Source organism: Bordetella sp. H567, assembly GCF_001704295.1.
GTDB lineage: Bacteria > Pseudomonadota > Gammaproteobacteria > Burkholderiales > Burkholderiaceae_B > Bordetella_C.
This window is the reverse complement of record NZ_CP012334.1, coordinates 5,278,232-5,294,910: the sequence shown is the minus strand read 5'-3', so window position 1 is coordinate 5,294,910 and position 16,679 is coordinate 5,278,232. Positions and strand designations below refer to the sequence as shown.

At 56.8% G+C, this 16,679-nt stretch carries 14 protein-coding genes; 12 read left to right on the top strand and 2 right to left on the bottom strand.

The features are described 5' to 3' along the window. The first annotated feature begins 468 nt into the window (after nt 1-468). From AKI39_RS23720 to AKI39_RS23665, 12 genes are all read left to right on the top strand, one after another. Entirely contained in the window at nt 469-1,575 is a 1,107-nt protein-coding gene (locus AKI39_RS23720) for an MraY family glycosyltransferase (RefSeq protein WP_066641542.1), read from the top strand. A gap of 59 nt (nt 1,576-1,634) precedes the next feature. Next, nucleotides 1,635-2,546, top strand: a complete 912-nt coding sequence (locus AKI39_RS23715; RefSeq protein WP_201258531.1) for a glycosyltransferase family 2 protein — start codon at nt 1,635-1,637, stop codon at nt 2,544-2,546. 2 nt (nt 2,547-2,548) lie between these two features. Continuing rightward, nucleotides 2,549-3,619, top strand: coding sequence for a dTDP-glucose 4,6-dehydratase (gene rfbB / locus AKI39_RS23710; RefSeq protein ID WP_066641531.1), 1,071 nt, complete (start codon nt 2,549-2,551; stop codon nt 3,617-3,619). Further along, complete coding sequence (gene rfbD, locus AKI39_RS23705; protein WP_066641530.1) at nt 3,616-4,515, top strand: dTDP-4-dehydrorhamnose reductase; 900 nt, start codon at nt 3,616-3,618, stop codon at nt 4,513-4,515. The genes rfbB and rfbD overlap by 4 nt, the downstream gene beginning before the upstream one ends. Nucleotides 4,516-4,523: 8 nt before the next feature. Further along, complete coding sequence (gene rfbA / locus AKI39_RS23700) at nt 4,524-5,414, top strand: glucose-1-phosphate thymidylyltransferase RfbA (protein WP_066643681.1); 891 nt, start codon at nt 4,524-4,526, stop codon at nt 5,412-5,414. Further along, nucleotides 5,411-5,968 carry a dTDP-4-dehydrorhamnose 3,5-epimerase gene (gene rfbC, locus AKI39_RS23695; protein ID WP_066641528.1) on the top strand — a complete coding sequence of 186 codons (558 nt, stop codon included), beginning with the start codon at nt 5,411-5,413 and terminating at the stop codon, nt 5,966-5,968. Before rfbA ends, rfbC begins: the two co-directional genes overlap by 4 nt. Nucleotides 5,969-5,972: 4 nt before the next feature. Continuing rightward, nucleotides 5,973-7,970, top strand: coding sequence for a glycosyltransferase family 2 protein (locus AKI39_RS23690; protein ID WP_066641527.1), 1,998 nt, complete (start codon nt 5,973-5,975; stop codon nt 7,968-7,970). A 13-nt stretch (nt 7,971-7,983) separates the two neighbouring features. Further along, entirely contained in the window at nt 7,984-8,991 is a 1,008-nt protein-coding gene (locus AKI39_RS23685; RefSeq protein ID WP_235610703.1) for a glycosyltransferase, read from the top strand. After that, on the top strand, nt 8,988-9,326 hold the full coding sequence (locus AKI39_RS23680; RefSeq protein ID WP_066641526.1) for an EamA family transporter: 339 nt from the start codon (nt 8,988-8,990) through the stop codon (nt 9,324-9,326). The genes AKI39_RS23685 and AKI39_RS23680 overlap by 4 nt, the downstream gene beginning before the upstream one ends. Before the next feature lie 81 nt (nt 9,327-9,407). After that, a complete protein-coding gene (locus tag AKI39_RS23675) occupies nt 9,408-10,208 on the top strand; it encodes an ABC transporter permease (RefSeq protein ID WP_066641524.1) in 801 nt (266 codons plus the stop codon). 5 nt (nt 10,209-10,213) lie between these two features. After that, complete coding sequence (locus AKI39_RS23670; protein ID WP_066641522.1) at nt 10,214-10,954, top strand: ABC transporter ATP-binding protein; 741 nt, start codon at nt 10,214-10,216, stop codon at nt 10,952-10,954. Then, nucleotides 10,914-12,788, top strand: a complete 1,875-nt coding sequence (locus AKI39_RS23665) for a DUF2142 domain-containing protein (protein WP_158515209.1) — start codon at nt 10,914-10,916, stop codon at nt 12,786-12,788. Before AKI39_RS23670 ends, AKI39_RS23665 begins: the two co-directional genes overlap by 41 nt. A gap of 43 nt (nt 12,789-12,831) precedes the next feature. Here the strand turns inward: AKI39_RS23665 and AKI39_RS23660 are convergent, their stop codons facing one another. Beyond that, entirely contained in the window at nt 12,832-15,399 is a 2,568-nt protein-coding gene (locus AKI39_RS23660) for a glycosyltransferase (RefSeq protein ID WP_083229027.1), read from the bottom strand. Nucleotides 15,400-15,831: 432 nt separating this feature from the next. After that, entirely contained in the window at nt 15,832-16,590 is a 759-nt protein-coding gene (locus tag AKI39_RS25050) for a polysaccharide deacetylase family protein (protein WP_076879743.1), read from the bottom strand. Nucleotides 16,591-16,679: the final 89 nt, after the last annotated feature.

Genomic DNA, 16,679 nt, shown 5'->3' with positions numbered 1-16,679 from the left:
CGGGTTGCAACTGACGGAGGGCTGACGGTGGCTGACCGGGAAGCTCGGGGACTTCGCATTAGGCAAGACCATAGGCAGTGTGCTGGGCCGCCGTTCACCCAGTGCCGGAGCCGTCTCCCTTGTGATAGGCGGCCATTGGCCTCGGCTCTCGGTTATACGAGAAGCTTCGTGTCATGGCGCTGCGCGCGGCTGTCCGTAGACGTTACTAAATGCTTGCCCGATAAGGGCAGCCTGGACCGCGATGCGGAATTTCACGGGGTTTCTGCGTCATCCTACCTTTGTATTAGATCGGTGACATACGGAAAGTGGGCCGGCTCAGAAGAGGCTCACGAAAAGAAGTAAAATCGTCGCGCCATCAAGTGGGGTAACGATGAGCTGCGCCCGGAAGATACTTCTGTTCGCACCGACCTGAATTCGTGCAGCCGACCCTAGAAACCGGAAAAAGAGTCCCAGGGGTAGGTAATCTCAATGCTTTATGTGTCCATCGCGTTTATAGCGTCCGCCATATTCGCGCTTCTAACGCTCAGGTTTGGACATTGGCATCTGCGCTATACCGGCGATAGCGACACGACCGGTGTACAGAAGTATCACGTCAGCACGGTGCCCCGCGTGGGTGGTGTTGCGCTGGTCGTAGGGATGCTCGTGGTTGCCGGCGCCGCGGCTTGGCGCGAGCCCGTGCTGGTCAAGCCGCTACTGTTGCTGCTGCTTTGCAGCATGCCGGCATTCCTCGGTGGCTTGGCGGAAGATGTCACCAAGCGTGTGCGGGCAAGCGTGCGTCTGCTGCTCGCCATGCTGGCCGGAGGCCTGGCCTACTATATGTTTGGTGCGGCGGTAGTGCGGTTGGACATCGTAGGGGTGGACTGGCTGCTGCAGTTCTGGTTCGTTTCTTTGCTGTGCACGATGATCGCGGTGGGCGGCGCGGCTAACGCCATTAATATCATTGACGGTTATAACGGGCTAGCGGCCGTGGTGTCGGTCATGATCCTTGCGGGCATGGCTTATGTGTCGTATTACCTGGGTGATCGGCTGTTGGTCGTGGCCTCGGTCGGATTGATGGGCGCGATCGGCGGTTTTTTGATTTGGAATTACCCGCGCGGCCTGATTTTCCTGGGCGACGGCGGAGCATATTTTATTGGCTACATGATCGGTGAATTGTCCGTGCTGATGCTTTACCGGCATCCCAACGTATCGGCCTGGTTTCCTTTGCTGCTGTGCATATACCCGGTGTTCGAAACGCTGTTTTCCATATACCGGAAGCGCTGGCTGCGTGGGCGTTCGCCCGGCATGCCGGATGGGGTGCACTTGCACATGCTGGTTTATAAGCGGCTGGTGCGGTGGGCGATCGGGTCCACCGAGGCCCGGCACAAGATCCAGCGTAACGCGATGACGTCGCCCTATCTGTGGGTGCTGTCGTCGCTGGCTGTCATTCCTGCAGTCCTGTTCTGGCAGTACCAATACGTGCTGATGGGTTTCGTGGCGTTGTTTTCCATCGTCTATCTGGTGCTGTATCGCACACTGGTGCGCTTTGCCACGCCGCGCTGGTTGATGGTCAAGAAAGAGGTTGACGACGTTTGAGTACTGATTTTGCAAGAATGCCAAAGACAGGAAGTCACGCGCGCGAGGCTGAACCGCTCGTGGCCATTCTGCTCTGTTCGTACAACGGTGAGCGATTTATTCGCGAACAGCTCGACTCGATCAAGTCGCAAACTTACAGCAATTGGAAGGTCTGGGTTTCCGACGATGGTTCAAGTGACCGGACGTTGGAGATTCTTGCCGAATATCGTCAATTGTGGGGCGGCGACCGCCTGCAGGTGGTCCGCGGGCCCTCCCGGGGATTCGCTCCCAATTTCCTTTCCCTGGTGTGCCGCCCGGAAATAGACGCGGCCTATTTCTCATATGCCGACCAGGACGATGTATGGATGAGCGGAAAGCTAGCGCGCGCAATTCAGAGTTTGCAAGCTTCGGGAGATAGAGAGCCTGCGCTGTACTGTTCCCGTACCCGCCTCATCGATGAGGCGGGGAAAAGCATGGGGCTCTCACCTCTGTTTACACAAAAACCCGACTTTCGGAACGCGTTGGTGCAGAATGTTGGAGGCGGCAATACCATGGTGTTCAACGCGGCGGGCCGGCGCATTCTCTTGGCGGCGGGCGCGGATCTTGGTGTCGTCGCACACGATTGGTGGACCTACGTAGCCATCAGCGCTGCAGGCGGGCGCATCGTTTATGACCCCGAACCCTATTTGATGTATCGTCAGCACGGTGGCAATCTCATTGGGTCCAACCAGGGGTTATCCGCGCGGCTCGCCCGGATTCGATTGCTCATGCAAGGCCAGTTGCGGCATTGGATCGATGCCAACGTAGCAGGCATAATCCGGATCGCGGCGGAATTGCCACTGGCGCATCAACGGATTTTCCTCGAGTTCAACGCGTCACGGCATGGCGGTGTTGTTCGCCGTCTTGTCGGTTTGAAGCGCTCCGGCGTTTACCGACAGACTTTCGGTGGGAACATCGGCCTCATTGTGGCTGCATTTTTCAATAAACTATAGACATGACGATTTTGGTAACGGGTGGCGCCGGCTTTATTGGCGGCAATTATGTGCTGGATTGGTTCGCCCAGACTGATGAGCCGCTGGTCAACGTTGATAAGTTGACTTATGCCGGAAATCTGGAAACCGTTGCTTCGCTTGCCGGGCACCCTGGTTATACCTTTGTGCAGGCGGACATCGGCGATCGCGCGATCATCTCGCGCCTGCTGCATGACCGCAAGCCGAGGGCGGTGGTGAATTTTGCAGCCGAATCCCATGTCGACCGTTCCATCGACGGCCCGAGCGAGTTTATCCAAACCAACGTAGTCGGCACCTTTAATCTGCTGGAGAGTGTTCGAGGATACTGGACCAACCTTTCGGACACCGAAAAGTCTGCGTTCCGCTTCCTGCACGTGTCCACGGACGAAGTTTACGGTTCTCTTGGTCCCCAAGACCGGCCGTTTGCGGAAACCAATCCGTACGAGCCGAACAGCCCTTATTCCGCCAGCAAGGCCGCGTCGGATCACTTGGTCCGTGCTTGGCATCACACCTACGGGCTACCCGTGCTGACCACGAATTGCAGCAACAACTACGGGCCGTACCACTTCCCGGAAAAGCTGGTTCCACTGGTCATCCTGAACGCGATTAACGGTAAACCCTTGCCGATCTACGGCGATGGACAACAAATACGCGACTGGCTGTATGTGAAAGACCACTGCTCGGCCATCCGGACCGTCCTGGCAGGGGGCAAACTGGGCGAGACCTACAACGTCGGCGGGTGGAACGAAAAGCCGAACCTGGATGTCGTTAAAACGATATGCGGTATTCTCGATGAAATGAAGCCGCGTGCGGATGGCCGCTCCTATGCTGATCAAATCACATTCGTACGTGACCGTCCCGGCCATGACCGCCGTTATGCCATTGACGCTCGCAAAATAGAGCGCGAGCTCGGCTGGAAGCCCGCCGAAACGTTCGAGTCCGGTATTCGCAAGACCGTTGCCTGGTATCTGGAAAACACCCAGTGGACCGCCAACGTCCAAAGCGGCGCGTATCAGCAGTGGGTGAAAAAGAACTACGCGGGCCGCGAACAGTGAAAATCCTGCTGCTGGGAAAAAATGGCCAAGTCGGTTGGGAGCTGCAGCGGTCGCTGGCGCCCCTGGGCGAGCTCGTCGCGTTGGACCGCCGGGGGCACGGTGAATTGTCCGGCGACCTCGCCAACGGGCCCGCGATCATGGCCACGGTCAAGCGGGTAAAGCCGGATGTAATCGTCAACGCCGCTGCCTATACAGCCGTTGACAAGGCGGAAAGTGAGCCTGAAGTGGCACGTGGCATCAATGCCGATGGGCCCGGTGTGCTGGCCAGGGCGGCGGCCGAGTACGGCGCCCTGTTGGTACATTACTCCACGGACTATGTTTTTGACGGAAGTGGGGACCAGCCCTGGAAAGAAGGGGATAAGACCCATCCCCTGAGCGTCTACGGGCGTACCAAGCTGGACGGCGAACAACAAGTTCACGCGGCTGGTTGTCCGCACCTGATATTCCGTACCAGCTGGGTCTATGCGGCGCGTGGCGGCAACTTCGCCAAAACCATGCTGAGACTCGCACGTGAGCGTGAAACGCTATCGGTCATCGATGACCAGATAGGCGCGCCGACGGGCGCCGAACTGATTGCTGACGTGACCGCTCATGCGATTGTCCATGCTCGTATGGCGCCCGCTTTGAGCGGCACCTACCATTTGGTCGCGGCAGGAGAAACATCGTGGTACGCCTATGCCAGATTCGTTCTGGAAAAGGCGAGGGAGGCCGGCGTCGAGCTCAAGACGCCACTGCAAGCCGTGGCGCCCATTCCGTCGAGCGCCTACAAGGTCGCCGCGCAGCGGCCCTTGAACTCGCGCCTTGATACGACCTTGCTGCAGCAGTCCTTCGGCCTGTCCTTGCCCGGCTGGGAAGCCGGTGTCGATCGCATGCTTACTGAAATCCTTGAGAGATGAGCACCACCATGCTACGTCAACGCAAAGGCATCATCCTGGCCGGCGGTTCCGGCACCCGGCTTTATCCGGTAACGAAAGCCGTATCGAAGCAGCTGCTTCCGATTTACGACAAACCGATGATCTATTACCCGTTGGCCACCTTGATGCTGGGGGGGCTGCGGGACATCCTGATCATCTCAACACCGCAAGACACGCCGCGCTTTCAGCAATTGCTCGGTGACGGAAGCGAGTGGGGAATCAATCTGCAGTACGCCGTGCAGCCCAGTCCGGATGGCCTGGCTCAAGCATTTATCATCGGCAAGGATTTCCTGGACGGTGCGCCGTCCGCGCTGGTCCTGGGCGACAATATTTTCTACGGCCATGACCTTCACGCGCAACTGGAACGCGCCGTCGCGCAACAGGCAGGTGCGACGGTTTTCGCCTATCACGTGCAGGATCCCGAGCGCTACGGCGTAGTGGCGTTCGACGATGACGGGCGGGCAACTTCTTTGGAAGAGAAGCCGGCGAAGCCCAAGTCAAATTACGCCGTTACCGGGCTGTATTTCTACGATGAGCAGATTTGCGACATCGCGGCGTCCTTGCAACCGTCCCCGCGCGGCGAATTGGAGATCACCGACGCCAATCGGATCTATCTGGAGCGTGGGCAATTGAACGTGGAGATCATGGGCCGGGGTTATGCGTGGCTGGATACTGGGACGCATGAAAGCTTGATAGAAGCCAGCAACTTTATCGAAACTATCGAGCACCGGCAGGGCCTCAAAGTAGCCTGCCCCGAAGAAATTGCGTTTCGCCGGGGGTTTATCGACATAGCGCAGTTGGAAAAACTTGCCAGCTCGCTCGCCAAGAACGGGTACGGTCAATACCTGCTGCGTCTGCTGAAAGATGAGGTGCGGTCTTGAAGGTTATCCCAACAGCGATCCCCGATGTGGTCGTCCTAGAACCTCGGGTCTTCGGCGACGATCGTGGATTCTTCTTCGAGAGTTTCAATCGTCGTCAATTCGCGGACGCGATAGGCCGTGATGTTGATTTCGTGCAGGATAACCACTCGCGTTCCGTCAAGGGCGTGCTGCGTGGCATCCATTATCAGATCCAACAACCCCAAGGAAAACTCGTGCGGGTGGTCCAGGGCGAAGTCTACGACGTCGCGGTCGATTTGCGTAAGTCGTCACCGACGTTCGGGCAGTGGGTCGGCGAGGCCTTGAGCGCCGCCAACAAGCGTATGCTTTGGGTACCCGAAGGCTTTGGTCACGCGTTCCTGGTGGTTTCGGAAAGCGCGGAATTTCTTTACAAGACCACCGACTACTACGCGCCCGAGGCTGAACGCTCCATTGTGTGGAACGACGCCACCCTGGCTATCGATTGGCCGCTGGCGCGGCTGCAAGGGGCTGCGGTGCAGTTGTCGGCCAAGGACCAGCAAGGCCGTCGCTTCAGCGAAGCCGACGTGTATCAATAGGTCCATGAAGGCATTCTGGCACCAAGCCCAAGCGCAGCTCCGTCGACTGTTCCATGTCATGGGAACGGTGCGGCGTGGTATCGCGCAGAAGGGCGGGGTGTACCAGCTGGCTGGCCGTGCGTTGAGCATCTATCGCCGTGAAGGGCTGGCGGGTATCCGCCGTGGTGTTGCCCATATGCGGCATATGGTCAGAAACCGCGCCGCGATCAGCCGGGTCGACTACGCGGCTTGGGTGGAGCGCTACGACACCCTGGACGAGCAGCGTAGGCTTTCTCTAGCGCAAGCCAGCGAGGCGCTGTCGGCGAAGCCTCGCATCGCTGTCCTGATGCCCGTCTATAACCCTGTGGCGGCTTGGCTCGAGCAGGCGATCGAATCCGTGCGTCGGCAGATCTATCCGCACTGGGAGCTTTGCATCGCGGATGATGCGTCGACGGACCCGGAAGTACGTCGGCTACTGGAGCGTTATAAGTCGGCGGATAGGCGCATCAAAGTCGCGTTCCGCGAGCGCAACGGACACATCTCGGCGGCCTCTAATACTGCGCTCGCCCTGGCCGAGTCTGAATGGATCGCATTGCTTGACCATGATGACCTGCTCGCCGAACACGCGCTGTTCTGGATCGCCGAAGCTATCAATCGTGTGCCCGATGCGGGTATCGTTTACTCCGACGAAGACAAGATCACCCAGCGGGGCATACGCCGCGATCCCTACTTCAAGCCGGATTGGAACTACGAGCTGTTTCTGTCGCAGAACATGATCTCGCATTTAGGCGCCTATCGCTTGGATCTTGTGCGTGACGTTGGCAGCTTTCGGGAGGGTTTTGAAGGATCGCAGGACTACGACTTAGCGCTGCGATGCACTGAACGTCTCGCGCCATCCCAGATCGTCCATGTTCCAAGGGTGCTCTATCACTGGCGTGTGCACGCTGCCAGTACCGCCAAGGCGGGTGAGACCAAACCCTATGCGTTAGATGCCGGCGAAAGGGCGCTGAACGAGCATCTGCAGCGTCGCGGAATCATAGGCGCGGTTGAAATCCAGCCGCATGGCCTCTACCGTACGCGCTTCGCGCTATCCTCCACGGAACCGAGCGTTTCCGTCATTATTCCGGTCGGCGCTCAGCTAAGCAATCTAAGAAGATGTGTGAGCAGCATATTGGCACACACCGCATATTCAAACTATGAGGTGTTGATCGTGAGCAATACGACTGGCTCGCGAGATGACATGACGGACCTCACGCAATTGAGCTGCGACGGGCGGATTCGCACTGTCAAGGCGGATCATCCAGGCCACGCCGCGGCGTGCAACTTTGCCGTTGCCCGATCAAGTGCAGAATTTGTCGTTTTGGTGGATAGCCATATCGAGGCGGTCGACGCCGAATGGCTTGGCGAAATGATATCCCACGCGATACAGTCCGGCGTGGGCGCCGTCGGAGCGCGTTTATTGCGAGCCGACCAGACTGTGTTCCATGCCGGCATGATACTAGGCATTGGTGGCATCGCGGGATACGGCTTCAGCGGCTTTCCTGCAGACCATCCAGGATATTTTGGGCGCGCGCGCGCAACTCAATGCGTATCGGCAGTTGCTACAGAGTGCCTAGCGATTCGAAGATCGGTCTATCTTCAGGCAGGTGGGCTGCAGGAGGCACATCCATCGTTGACATCGTCCGCCGACTTTTGCATAAGGGTGCTCCAGGCTGGGTATAGAAACGTTTATGCCTCGTATGCACAGCTCTACCGCCATGATGGCGGCATGAGCGGGAGCGAATGCGTAAAGGATAATTCCCAGGTGTCCGACGTAAGCGCCTTCAAGGAACGTTGGAGCAACATTTTGGATGCGGATCCAGCGTACAACCCAAATCTCACCCTCGAATATGAAGACTTCTCTTACGCGTGGCCTCCGAGGATGCCGATCGTGCCGGGGGAAGGACAATGGCCGCGTGAACCGCTAGACGGCGGTTCGCATAGACCCGCGTCATCATCGGAACAGTACATTCGGCAGGAATAGTAAGGCGACAAAAATGGAAATGGGCTTGACAAAATGCGACCCTCACATTGCGGTCGTCATACCTAGTTATAAGGTCCGCGCGCATGTGCTGGACGTCATCGCTGCTATCGGCGCCGAGGTGGCTCGCATTTATGTCGTTGACGATATGTGCCCCGAAAGTTCTGGAGACTACGTACTCGCTAACTGCGCTGATCCAAGGGTGCGGGTAATCCGTCACATAGAGAATCAGGGCGTGGGAGGTGCGGTGATGACGGGCTATGCAGCCGCAATAGCGGATGGCATGGACGTTATTGTCAAGATTGACGGCGACGGGCAGATGGATCCGGGCTTGATATCGAGTTTTGTAACACCCATTCTCGCCGGCGAAGCCGACTATACCAAGGGCAACCGTTTCTTTGATCTAGAAAAGGTGCGAACAATGCCACTGGTACGCCTTATAGGCAATGCCGCACTTTCTTTCTTAACGAAGCTGTCCTCTGGGTACTGGGACTTATTCGATCCCACCAATGGTTACACTGCCATCCATGTGGAGGTGGCGCGCCACCTCCCTTTCGATAAAATTAGCCGCCGCTATTTCTTTGAAACTGACATGCTGTTCCGCCTAAATACGCTTCGTGCCGTCGTGGTCGACATTCCCATGGCCGCGAAGTACGGCGATGAGGTAAGCAACCTGCGGATAGGTCAAATTATGGGCGACTTTGCGGTCAAACACGTTCGAAATTTCTTCAAACGTCTGTTCTATAACTACTACCTACGGGACATGTCGCTAGCGTCCATTCAGCTTCCACTGGGCCTTCTCATGTTGGTTTTCGGGTTGATTTACGCCGCGATTCATTGGTCGGAGTCCAGTGCCAGAGGGGTCACTACCGCCAGCGGTACTGTGATGTTGGCCGTCACGCCGATATTGCTTGGAGTCCAATTCATTCTGGCCTTTATTGGGCATGACATAGCGGCCGTGCCCAAACGGCCTTTTCAAAGCTTGTCGACGGCCCTCTCTCCGCAGAGTAAACAGCACCCATGACCTACTTCGTATCGATCCTCTGTGTACTCGGCATTGCTGCAGGTCAGATTCTTTTCAAGCTTTGCGCCGCCTCTCTGCAACGTACCGGTAGTTTCTTTGCCGTTAGTACGGCCACGACGCTGTTCTGTGCGCTGGCGTTATACGGGGTGACTACCATCGCATGGATATGGGTGCTCCAGAAAGTGGAGCTGGGTCGGGTCTATCCCTTTATGGCGCTGGCATTCGTCCTTGTTCCCATTGCGAGCCACTTCGTATTCGGCGAACGGTTCCACGCCCAGTATTTCGCGGGCGTCGCGCTGATCATCATCGGGATCCTCGTCGCCGTCCGGGCATAGAGGCTCGCCGTGTCCCTAGGGGTGATCGACTGACAAAATGACGCTGTCGTCACCTATCGACCAACATCAAATTGTATATCGATGCAGACTGGATTATTAAGAATCGCGCTCTCGGACATCGTGGCCGGGATCAAACGTTATTCGCTCGTTGGGATACTGGGCTGGCAAGACGTACGGCAGCGGTATCGCCGATCAGCTCTGGGGCCGTTTTGGCTCACTATCAGCATGGGCGTCATGATCGGCACCATCGGTCTTGTGTTCGGGCAGATTTTCAATTCTCCGATGCATGAGTTCCTGCCGTTCGTGGCTGCAGGGATAATATTGTGGAGTTTCGTCTCCTCCGTGGTCACGGAGGGCTGCATGGGTTTCATCACCGCGGATGGGATCATCAAGCAGCTACCCATTCCTCTATTCGTCCATATCCTCAGAATGATATGGAGGAATATAGTAATTCTTGCTCATAACGTGGTCATCCTGCCGCTTATATTCATTGTGCTTGCCAAGCCCGTGAGTTGGGTGGCCTTGCTGGCTATTCCCGGTTTTGTCCTGGCATGCATCAACGGGGCATGGGTTGCCCTCATTCTTGCCGTTCTGTGTGCGCGCTACAGAGATTTGCCGCAGATCGTTGCGAGCGTTCTTCAGGTGGTTTTTTATCTGACGCCTATCATGTGGATGCCTGCGCATCTCCCGATGCGAGCGACCCTTTATCTGCTCGATTTCAATCCCTGCTATCACCTATTGCAGGTCGTACGCGCGCCTATCCTTGGAGAAATGCCGACGGCCTTCAATTGGATCGCTTCGGTCGCTATGGCTTTGTGCGGGTGGCTGGTTGCTCTTTTCGTCTACGGCCGCTATAAGCGGCGCATCGCATACTGGCTTTGACCTACATGGCTTCTATCGAATTTACCGACGTCTGCGTCGATTTCCCCATCTACAACGCCAGCGGCCGGTCGCTCAAGAAGCGGTTGCTCCAGGTTGCTACGGGCGGGCAGCTCGGAGCGGACCAGCAGGGCCGAGTCATTGTCCGAGCTCTGGAAGGGCTGACATTCTCACTGGGCGACGGTGACCGCTTGGGTCTGGTCGGACACAACGGCGCGGGGAAAAGCACCCTGCTTCGGCTGCTTAGCGGTGTGTACTCGCCCTCTACCGGCCAGGCCCGCATCCGGGGAGAACTCGGCTCCCTGATCGACATATCCCTGGGCATTGATCCAGAGGCCACCGGCAGGGAGAACATATATATCCGCGGTGCGCTGCTCGGTATGGACAAAAGGAAAATCGACAACGAGCTCGGCAACATCATCGAATTTTCGGAGCTGGGCGACTTTATCGACATGCCGGTACGTACGTATTCCACCGGTATGCACCTGCGCTTGGCGTTCGCGGTATCCACCATCGTACGTCCCGAAATTCTCTTGATGGACGAATGGCTTTCGGTCGGTGATGAAGGTTTCAAGCATAAGGCCGAAGAGCGAATGACGGAACTGGTCCAGTCAACCAATATCCTTGTGCTTGCAACGCATTCTTCCGACCTATTGCTGCGTACATGCAACAAGGCCATGTGGCTCGAACATGGGAAGATCCGGATGCATGGCGATGTGGGTGATGTGGCACGGGCCTATTTCGCTTAAGCCTGCTGTTAATCAGGATCCAGACGCGATGGCAACAGAGGCGGCACAGACGCGAAACAGCGTGTTCGGCGACATTCCCCTGTACGCCGCAATAGTCGGTCTGCTAGCAGCATGCTTCATTCTCAGCGCAATCATTCCTCCTGGCCAATCGCCTGACGAACAATCGCATCTCGAGCGGGCATATCGCCTGTCGAAGGGCCATGTGCTGCTCGAGACTGGACCTGGCGGCTCTGGTGGCCCTGTCGATGATGGACTGTTGCGCTTCATCTCCCTATTTCATGGTGTGGGTGTCGGTGCGCAGATGGATTCCGCTCTCGCGCGCGCTGTTCTTCCTCAAATAGAATGGGCGGGCACGGAGTCCTGGGCGCAGTATGCAGGAACTGGCTATTACTTCCCCGCGATCTATATTCCGCAGGCAGTCGCGTTCGCTATTGGCCGATACTCGGATCTGTCGATCGATCACAGTTATCAATTGGCACGGCTATTCGCGTTCACATGTTCCGCACTGCTCGTGGTACTTTCCATCCGCCTGGTAAGGCCCAGTTTTGCCGTTACGGCCCTGCTGACCATGCCTATGGTCGTTTTCCAGGCTATCTCGGCCACGATCGATGCGCTTTCGTTGGGCTTGTGTATGTTGGCCGCGAGCAGCTTTTTGTCGCTCCTCTCTGGTCGCGACGCCGATCGAGACGGTGCACGCATCATCGTATTGTGCCTGGTTGTCTTTGTACTGGCGAGCAGCCGAGCACACGCCCTTCCTCTTGTTATCTTGCCGTTTATCTTGGCTTGGCAGAGGAGAAGTCGGGCATGCTCGATCGCAGCTGCGGCGGTCTTGCTCTGCGCGGTCCTTTGGACCGTTTATGCCCTACTCGCCGTGCATGACGAACGGGTAGTGCGAAACGTTTCCACCATTCATATACTTCGGCATTATTTGACTCACCCGGAAGAGTTCGTACGGTTGCTGCTGCATACGCTGTCGATAGGATGGCGATTTTATCGCGATACATTCATCGGCCGTCTGGGCTACCTTGATGTCTATCTTCCCCAGCTGTACCTCATTTTCGCCACCCTTGCCTTGTTGTTGCTAGCGGTCCTTTCCACGAAGTGGGAGAGGGGGACCCAGGGTGAGCGTCTGGGCAGGCTTAGCCTGGTATTTTGTGCGTTCGCTTCCAGCGTGCTTGTGTTCGCGGCGCTGACGGTGACGTGGACGCCATTTCCCAGTACCTTTATCGAGGGCGTACAAGGTCGCTATCTTCATATACCCGCGTTACTACTCGCGTATTCACTTTGCGGCGTCCCGACAAAGCAGAGCCGGGCGTTTAAGGGCGTGAGCATGGCCGTCTACGCGGCTTTCCTGATCGCCGGTGCCTACGTAATGACCGTCGCGCTAATTGATCGGTATTGGCTGCATGACCCTAGCTATGCCCGGCCGTTGCCGAGCCAGAGGCACTGGGTGCCTCTCGCGATGAAGAGCGGTGATGTAGTCACCGCCGAATACGTTCCACAGGCCAATGGAAGTTTGAACGCGGCTACTTTTATCTTGGGAACCTATGCAGGCGCTTCGGACGGTGTTCTTACATTGCGCATCTGTCACACCGAGTGTGCCACAGGGACTGTAGACGTGGCGGAGGCGCAGGATAATCAGCCTGCCTATTTCCTGCTCGACCACCCCTTGGTGGTAAGCCCCGAAGTACCGGTCCAAGTTTCGTTGTCTCTATCTGCTTCCCGACACCCCGTAGCCGTCTGGTCTTCTCACGACAACGAGACATTACGATTGACAGAAGACAATGGGCACGACGGGGATGTGGTGCCTTTGTTTCAGGCTGCGATCCGATAGAGGCGGACGTTGGTGTACCCCTGAGGGGCCATTGGGCAGGGGTTCATGCCTCCGGCTCCATCCGAGCCGTTCCGGCCGCTTCTGAAACAATCTGGCGGTACAGCGGAGCGAGCTGCGCCGCCTGGTCTTCGAATGTCGTGATCTTACCTTGCTCCAACCGGATGAGGGACCCCGCGGGAATTTCATCGTAGTACGCCGCAGTCTGCAGTATGGCCGTGCACAGATCCTTGACCGTCGCTTTGAGTGGAATGATCAATCCATTGCGGCCGGGCAGGATATCTTCAACGGCCCCACCCGCGTCAGTCGTGATAACCCACACATTCCGCACGAGCGCCTCCCGCACGACCAACCCGAAGCTTTCTTTTGCTTGCGTCGGGAAAAGCAAAACATCGACGCCCTCGAAAAAGTCGTCGATAGTGTCTTGGTTGTAGGCAGGGACGATAGCGGCACCCGGGATGGCGGAAAAATAATTGGTAGGATAAGACTTCATACCAAGGTTCAGGGCATTGTCTACGACGGTCAGCGCAATATTGCGGTCGGACAGTTCTCTGAACGCTCCACGGACCAGCTCTACGCCTTTCAGCGCTACATTGCCGCCTACATAAGCAAATCGTAACGGACCGTCCCGCTTCACCTTCGTCGTCGTCCGTGGCGGCTTGATGCCATTTTTGTTTACCAAAATCCTGTCTTGCGGTTTGCCGTTCGCTTTGTAGAACTCAGCAAAATAGGAACTGGGTGCCAGCAGTGCCGCCGCGCCCCGCAAAGCACGATCCAGGATGTACTGCCGATAGCGGTTGAGGCTCGCGTTATCGACACAAGCCGCACAAACGTCCAGATCTATATTTGTCTGTCGGCACGGTGTCCCCTGCCGTGTCACCATAAATTGGCGCCCGCACAACCACCAAGCGTCATGCAAGGTCACTACATAAGGAATGCGGTGTTCATTGCAAAGGTCAGCAAGAGTCACGCCCATATTCTGCAGGCAATGAAAGTGGACGACATCCGGCCGCACAGCATCTAGCACAGCGGCGAAAGAGGCGGCAGCCTGCGGATTTTCGAAAGCCGTTGTCTCGTCCATGCCGAGAGGTAGGGCGACCCCGAATACTGGTATGCCGTCGGCTTCGTATCGGCGCATCGAGTACGGAGGAGCGGCATCGAGAGCCAAGGTGGTGAAGACGTAGACGTCCGTATTGTGGTGCTGGACCAGTTGCTTGTTGACCTCTTCGGCAACTATGGTCGCACCACCGAAAGCGCGTGGGCTGTAATACACATTCACAGCTAGAACGCGAAGCCGGGCTTTATTCGCCGCCGGATGGATCACAGGCGCGAGCTGTCGCTTCGCAATGTATTCCGGCGAATATGCCTTCATTACATGTTCGTAAGCTGCTTCTCCCATCTCGCGCCGAAGGGCTTTGCTTTCGATCAGCCGGCTCAAGGCCGACGTCCACTCTTCCGCCCCCTCACACAAGATGCCGTTCTCTCCCGACCGGATCGCGGTCTTGAAGGCCGAGCGGGGTGAGCATATCGATGTCACCTTTACGGAAGAAGCCTCAAGGTACTTGATATTGCTCTTGGCGTCATTGAATTGACCCGGTTCAAGAGGTGCGATATTGATATCGGACGCCGCCAAATACTGCAAGTATTCGTCGTAGTCGCACAATGGAACACGCTCTATCTGGGACTCATATCTCGAGAACGCAGGCGAAAGGTCGAGGAGACCGATTAGACGAAGCTTGACATTCTCATAGCGCCCGAGCACGCGCAAAAGCGCAGTTGCGGCCTCCTCGAAGTCGAGGTTATGGGTGCTCGTCCCCGAGCCGTACACGATCCTGACGACCCCGTCATCGACGCGGGCTTTTCCGTTGGCAATTGCTGCGGCCGTGAGCGTCGCCTGGTCCAACGCATTTTCGATAACATGGACTGTCGGCATGCCCGCGTCGAGCATGGACTGACGCAGGCCATGAGTCGACGCAATGCCAGCATCACAAGCGAGCATCGCTGACCGATAGAGCGACGCGCCACGCAGTAGACCGGCATGGACATCTTGGTCCAAATGCGTAAGCGACTTGGCTGCCGCGAGCAGATCGCGGTCGAAGATCAGGTCATCAACTTCCCACACCGTATGTAGGCCCAGTCGCCTCGCTTCTTTTATCAACTGCAGGACCGACCCAAATCCGGGAACGCGATAGAAAATAACGCAAGAATGGGTCGCGAGTGCGTTAAGGCATGAGCGAGTGTCATTCCAGTTTAGTACTGTACACTCGACTCCTAGGTTGTGTAGCATGTCCCGTTTTTGCATCACCCGATATTTTGTGCATTGTGGGATGCTGAGCTCCGCTATGAGGAGAATGCGTCGCCTCAAGATCGACGCAGCGGGCGTGGAAACGGGAGTATCCATACCGGCCCCACGATAGTGGTCCAGCGATAACGGGGTATTAGATCGCCCTACAAGCCGCAAACCGCGTTTGAGGCCGCTGATCCCTTCGCGTTTATAAAGCCGCATCGCTTTGGCGACGGCACCCGACAAACCGCCGCCGACTTCTATGGCACGCGGGACAAGCCGGAGCGCGTTCCATCCCCGTGTTGCAATTTGGCCAAAGCGGTTAAACAATCTTAAACTCCTCAAGTACCACGTCTCCGGCTCATTCTACAGGCCCCGGCTTCGGAATTTTAACGTACGGCGGCCTAAGGGCATACCGCCTGTGCTGTTAACAACGCCCTCGACCGCCAGCTTGCCCGACTTTCTTCAAAACCCACAATGTTGGGACTTTCAGCGAAGCAGCCCGTATTCAAAGGGCAAAGTCGATGTCGAGTGGTCGGCCCACCGGCGCGTGCTCGAGACACTGCTTCCCGATAATTCCTATCGACGTAACAATATCGAAGCACCGCTTCTGGCGCCAGCGCAGCAGGTAAATAATTTGTATTAAGACTTGGCTGTTATCGGTCGCTGCCACGGCGACGAGCGGAGGGGATCCATTAGCCCGCCGCGACGGTCATGATAAAGCTGAGAAGCGGTGAAATTTTCGCGGCCGTATTGGCCCCGTTACACCACTTCCTTACCGTCCGGGGGCGTCATAGAAGCGTGGGTTGGTAGCGTTTCCTGAAATTCGCTCACCCACGAGGCGAGCGTCATACCACCCCCCCCTCCCACTACGCTCAGCATCCTGTTCATGGCGCTGCGTCGGTTGAGCCACAATAGCAAACTAACCCACAACGAAGCGCCGGAAATTCGCGCGAAGGGCTCATCGACGTCGAAATCGTAAGGGTGACAATACGTCCACAGGCATGAAGCCTCGGACGATTGGCGTAGCAATTTCTGAATAATTGCGCCCGGCAGGTATCTTAGATAGAACCCACCCAGATAGGGTAAAGTTAGACTTCCGAGTCTTCCTACTGGGCAAGGCAGCTCGATTAGGCCGTTCTGCCATTTGAAAGGCTTTTGTGGTGCACCCGGAAATCCGTACAGTGGCGTACGCGCCGGCATCACGCTGGAAGAATAGGAGAATCCCATTTCCTTCAGGTCATCAACGAACCACTGCGTATGTTTGACGAGCGAAAAAACTGGCGCACGGAATCCTACAACCTCTTGGCCTACACAGTCCTCCAAAATTTTTTTCGCGCGTTTGGTATTTTCCCGCAGCTGCGCTGGAGACTGTTTGTCGAGAGGCAAATGGTCGAAGCTATGGCAGGCGATTTCATGCCCCATATCGGCTATTTCGCGCAACAACCCCGGCTCGCTTTCCGCTATCCGGCCAACAGTGAACACTGTGCCCTTGATATTCCGATCGGCAAGTGTGTTCATGACTTGGCGCGTCACCCCAGGATACCTACTCGATCCGTCGTAGCAAGCAAGATGATCTTCCAGATCTAAGGTAAACAATACCCGCTTTG

What these genes read in the sequence shown, in the direction of transcription:
- AKI39_RS23720 (WP_066641542.1), top strand. Translation starts at nt 469, where the DNA reads ATGCTTTATGTGTCCATCGCGTTTATAGCGTCCGCCATATTCGCGCTT.
- rfbB (WP_066641531.1), top strand. Translation starts at nt 2,549, where the DNA reads ATGACGATTTTGGTAACGGGTGGCGCCGGCTTTATTGGCGGCAATTAT.
- rfbA (WP_066643681.1), top strand. Translation starts at nt 4,524, where the DNA reads ATGCTACGTCAACGCAAAGGCATCATCCTGGCCGGCGGTTCCGGCACC.
- AKI39_RS23690 (WP_066641527.1), top strand. Translation starts at nt 5,973, where the DNA reads ATGAAGGCATTCTGGCACCAAGCCCAAGCGCAGCTCCGTCGACTGTTC.
- AKI39_RS23685 (WP_235610703.1), top strand. Translation starts at nt 7,984, where the DNA reads ATGGAAATGGGCTTGACAAAATGCGACCCTCACATTGCGGTCGTCATA.
- AKI39_RS23680 (WP_066641526.1), top strand. Translation starts at nt 8,988, where the DNA reads ATGACCTACTTCGTATCGATCCTCTGTGTACTCGGCATTGCTGCAGGT.
- AKI39_RS23675 (WP_066641524.1), top strand. Translation starts at nt 9,408, where the DNA reads ATGCAGACTGGATTATTAAGAATCGCGCTCTCGGACATCGTGGCCGGG.
- AKI39_RS23670 (WP_066641522.1), top strand. Translation starts at nt 10,214, where the DNA reads ATGGCTTCTATCGAATTTACCGACGTCTGCGTCGATTTCCCCATCTAC.
- AKI39_RS23665 (WP_158515209.1), top strand. Translation starts at nt 10,914, where the DNA reads ATGGCGATGTGGGTGATGTGGCACGGGCCTATTTCGCTTAAGCCTGCT.
- AKI39_RS25050 (WP_076879743.1), bottom strand. Translation starts at nt 16,590, where the DNA reads ATGAACACACTTGCCGATCGGAATATCAAGGGCACAGTGTTCACTGTT.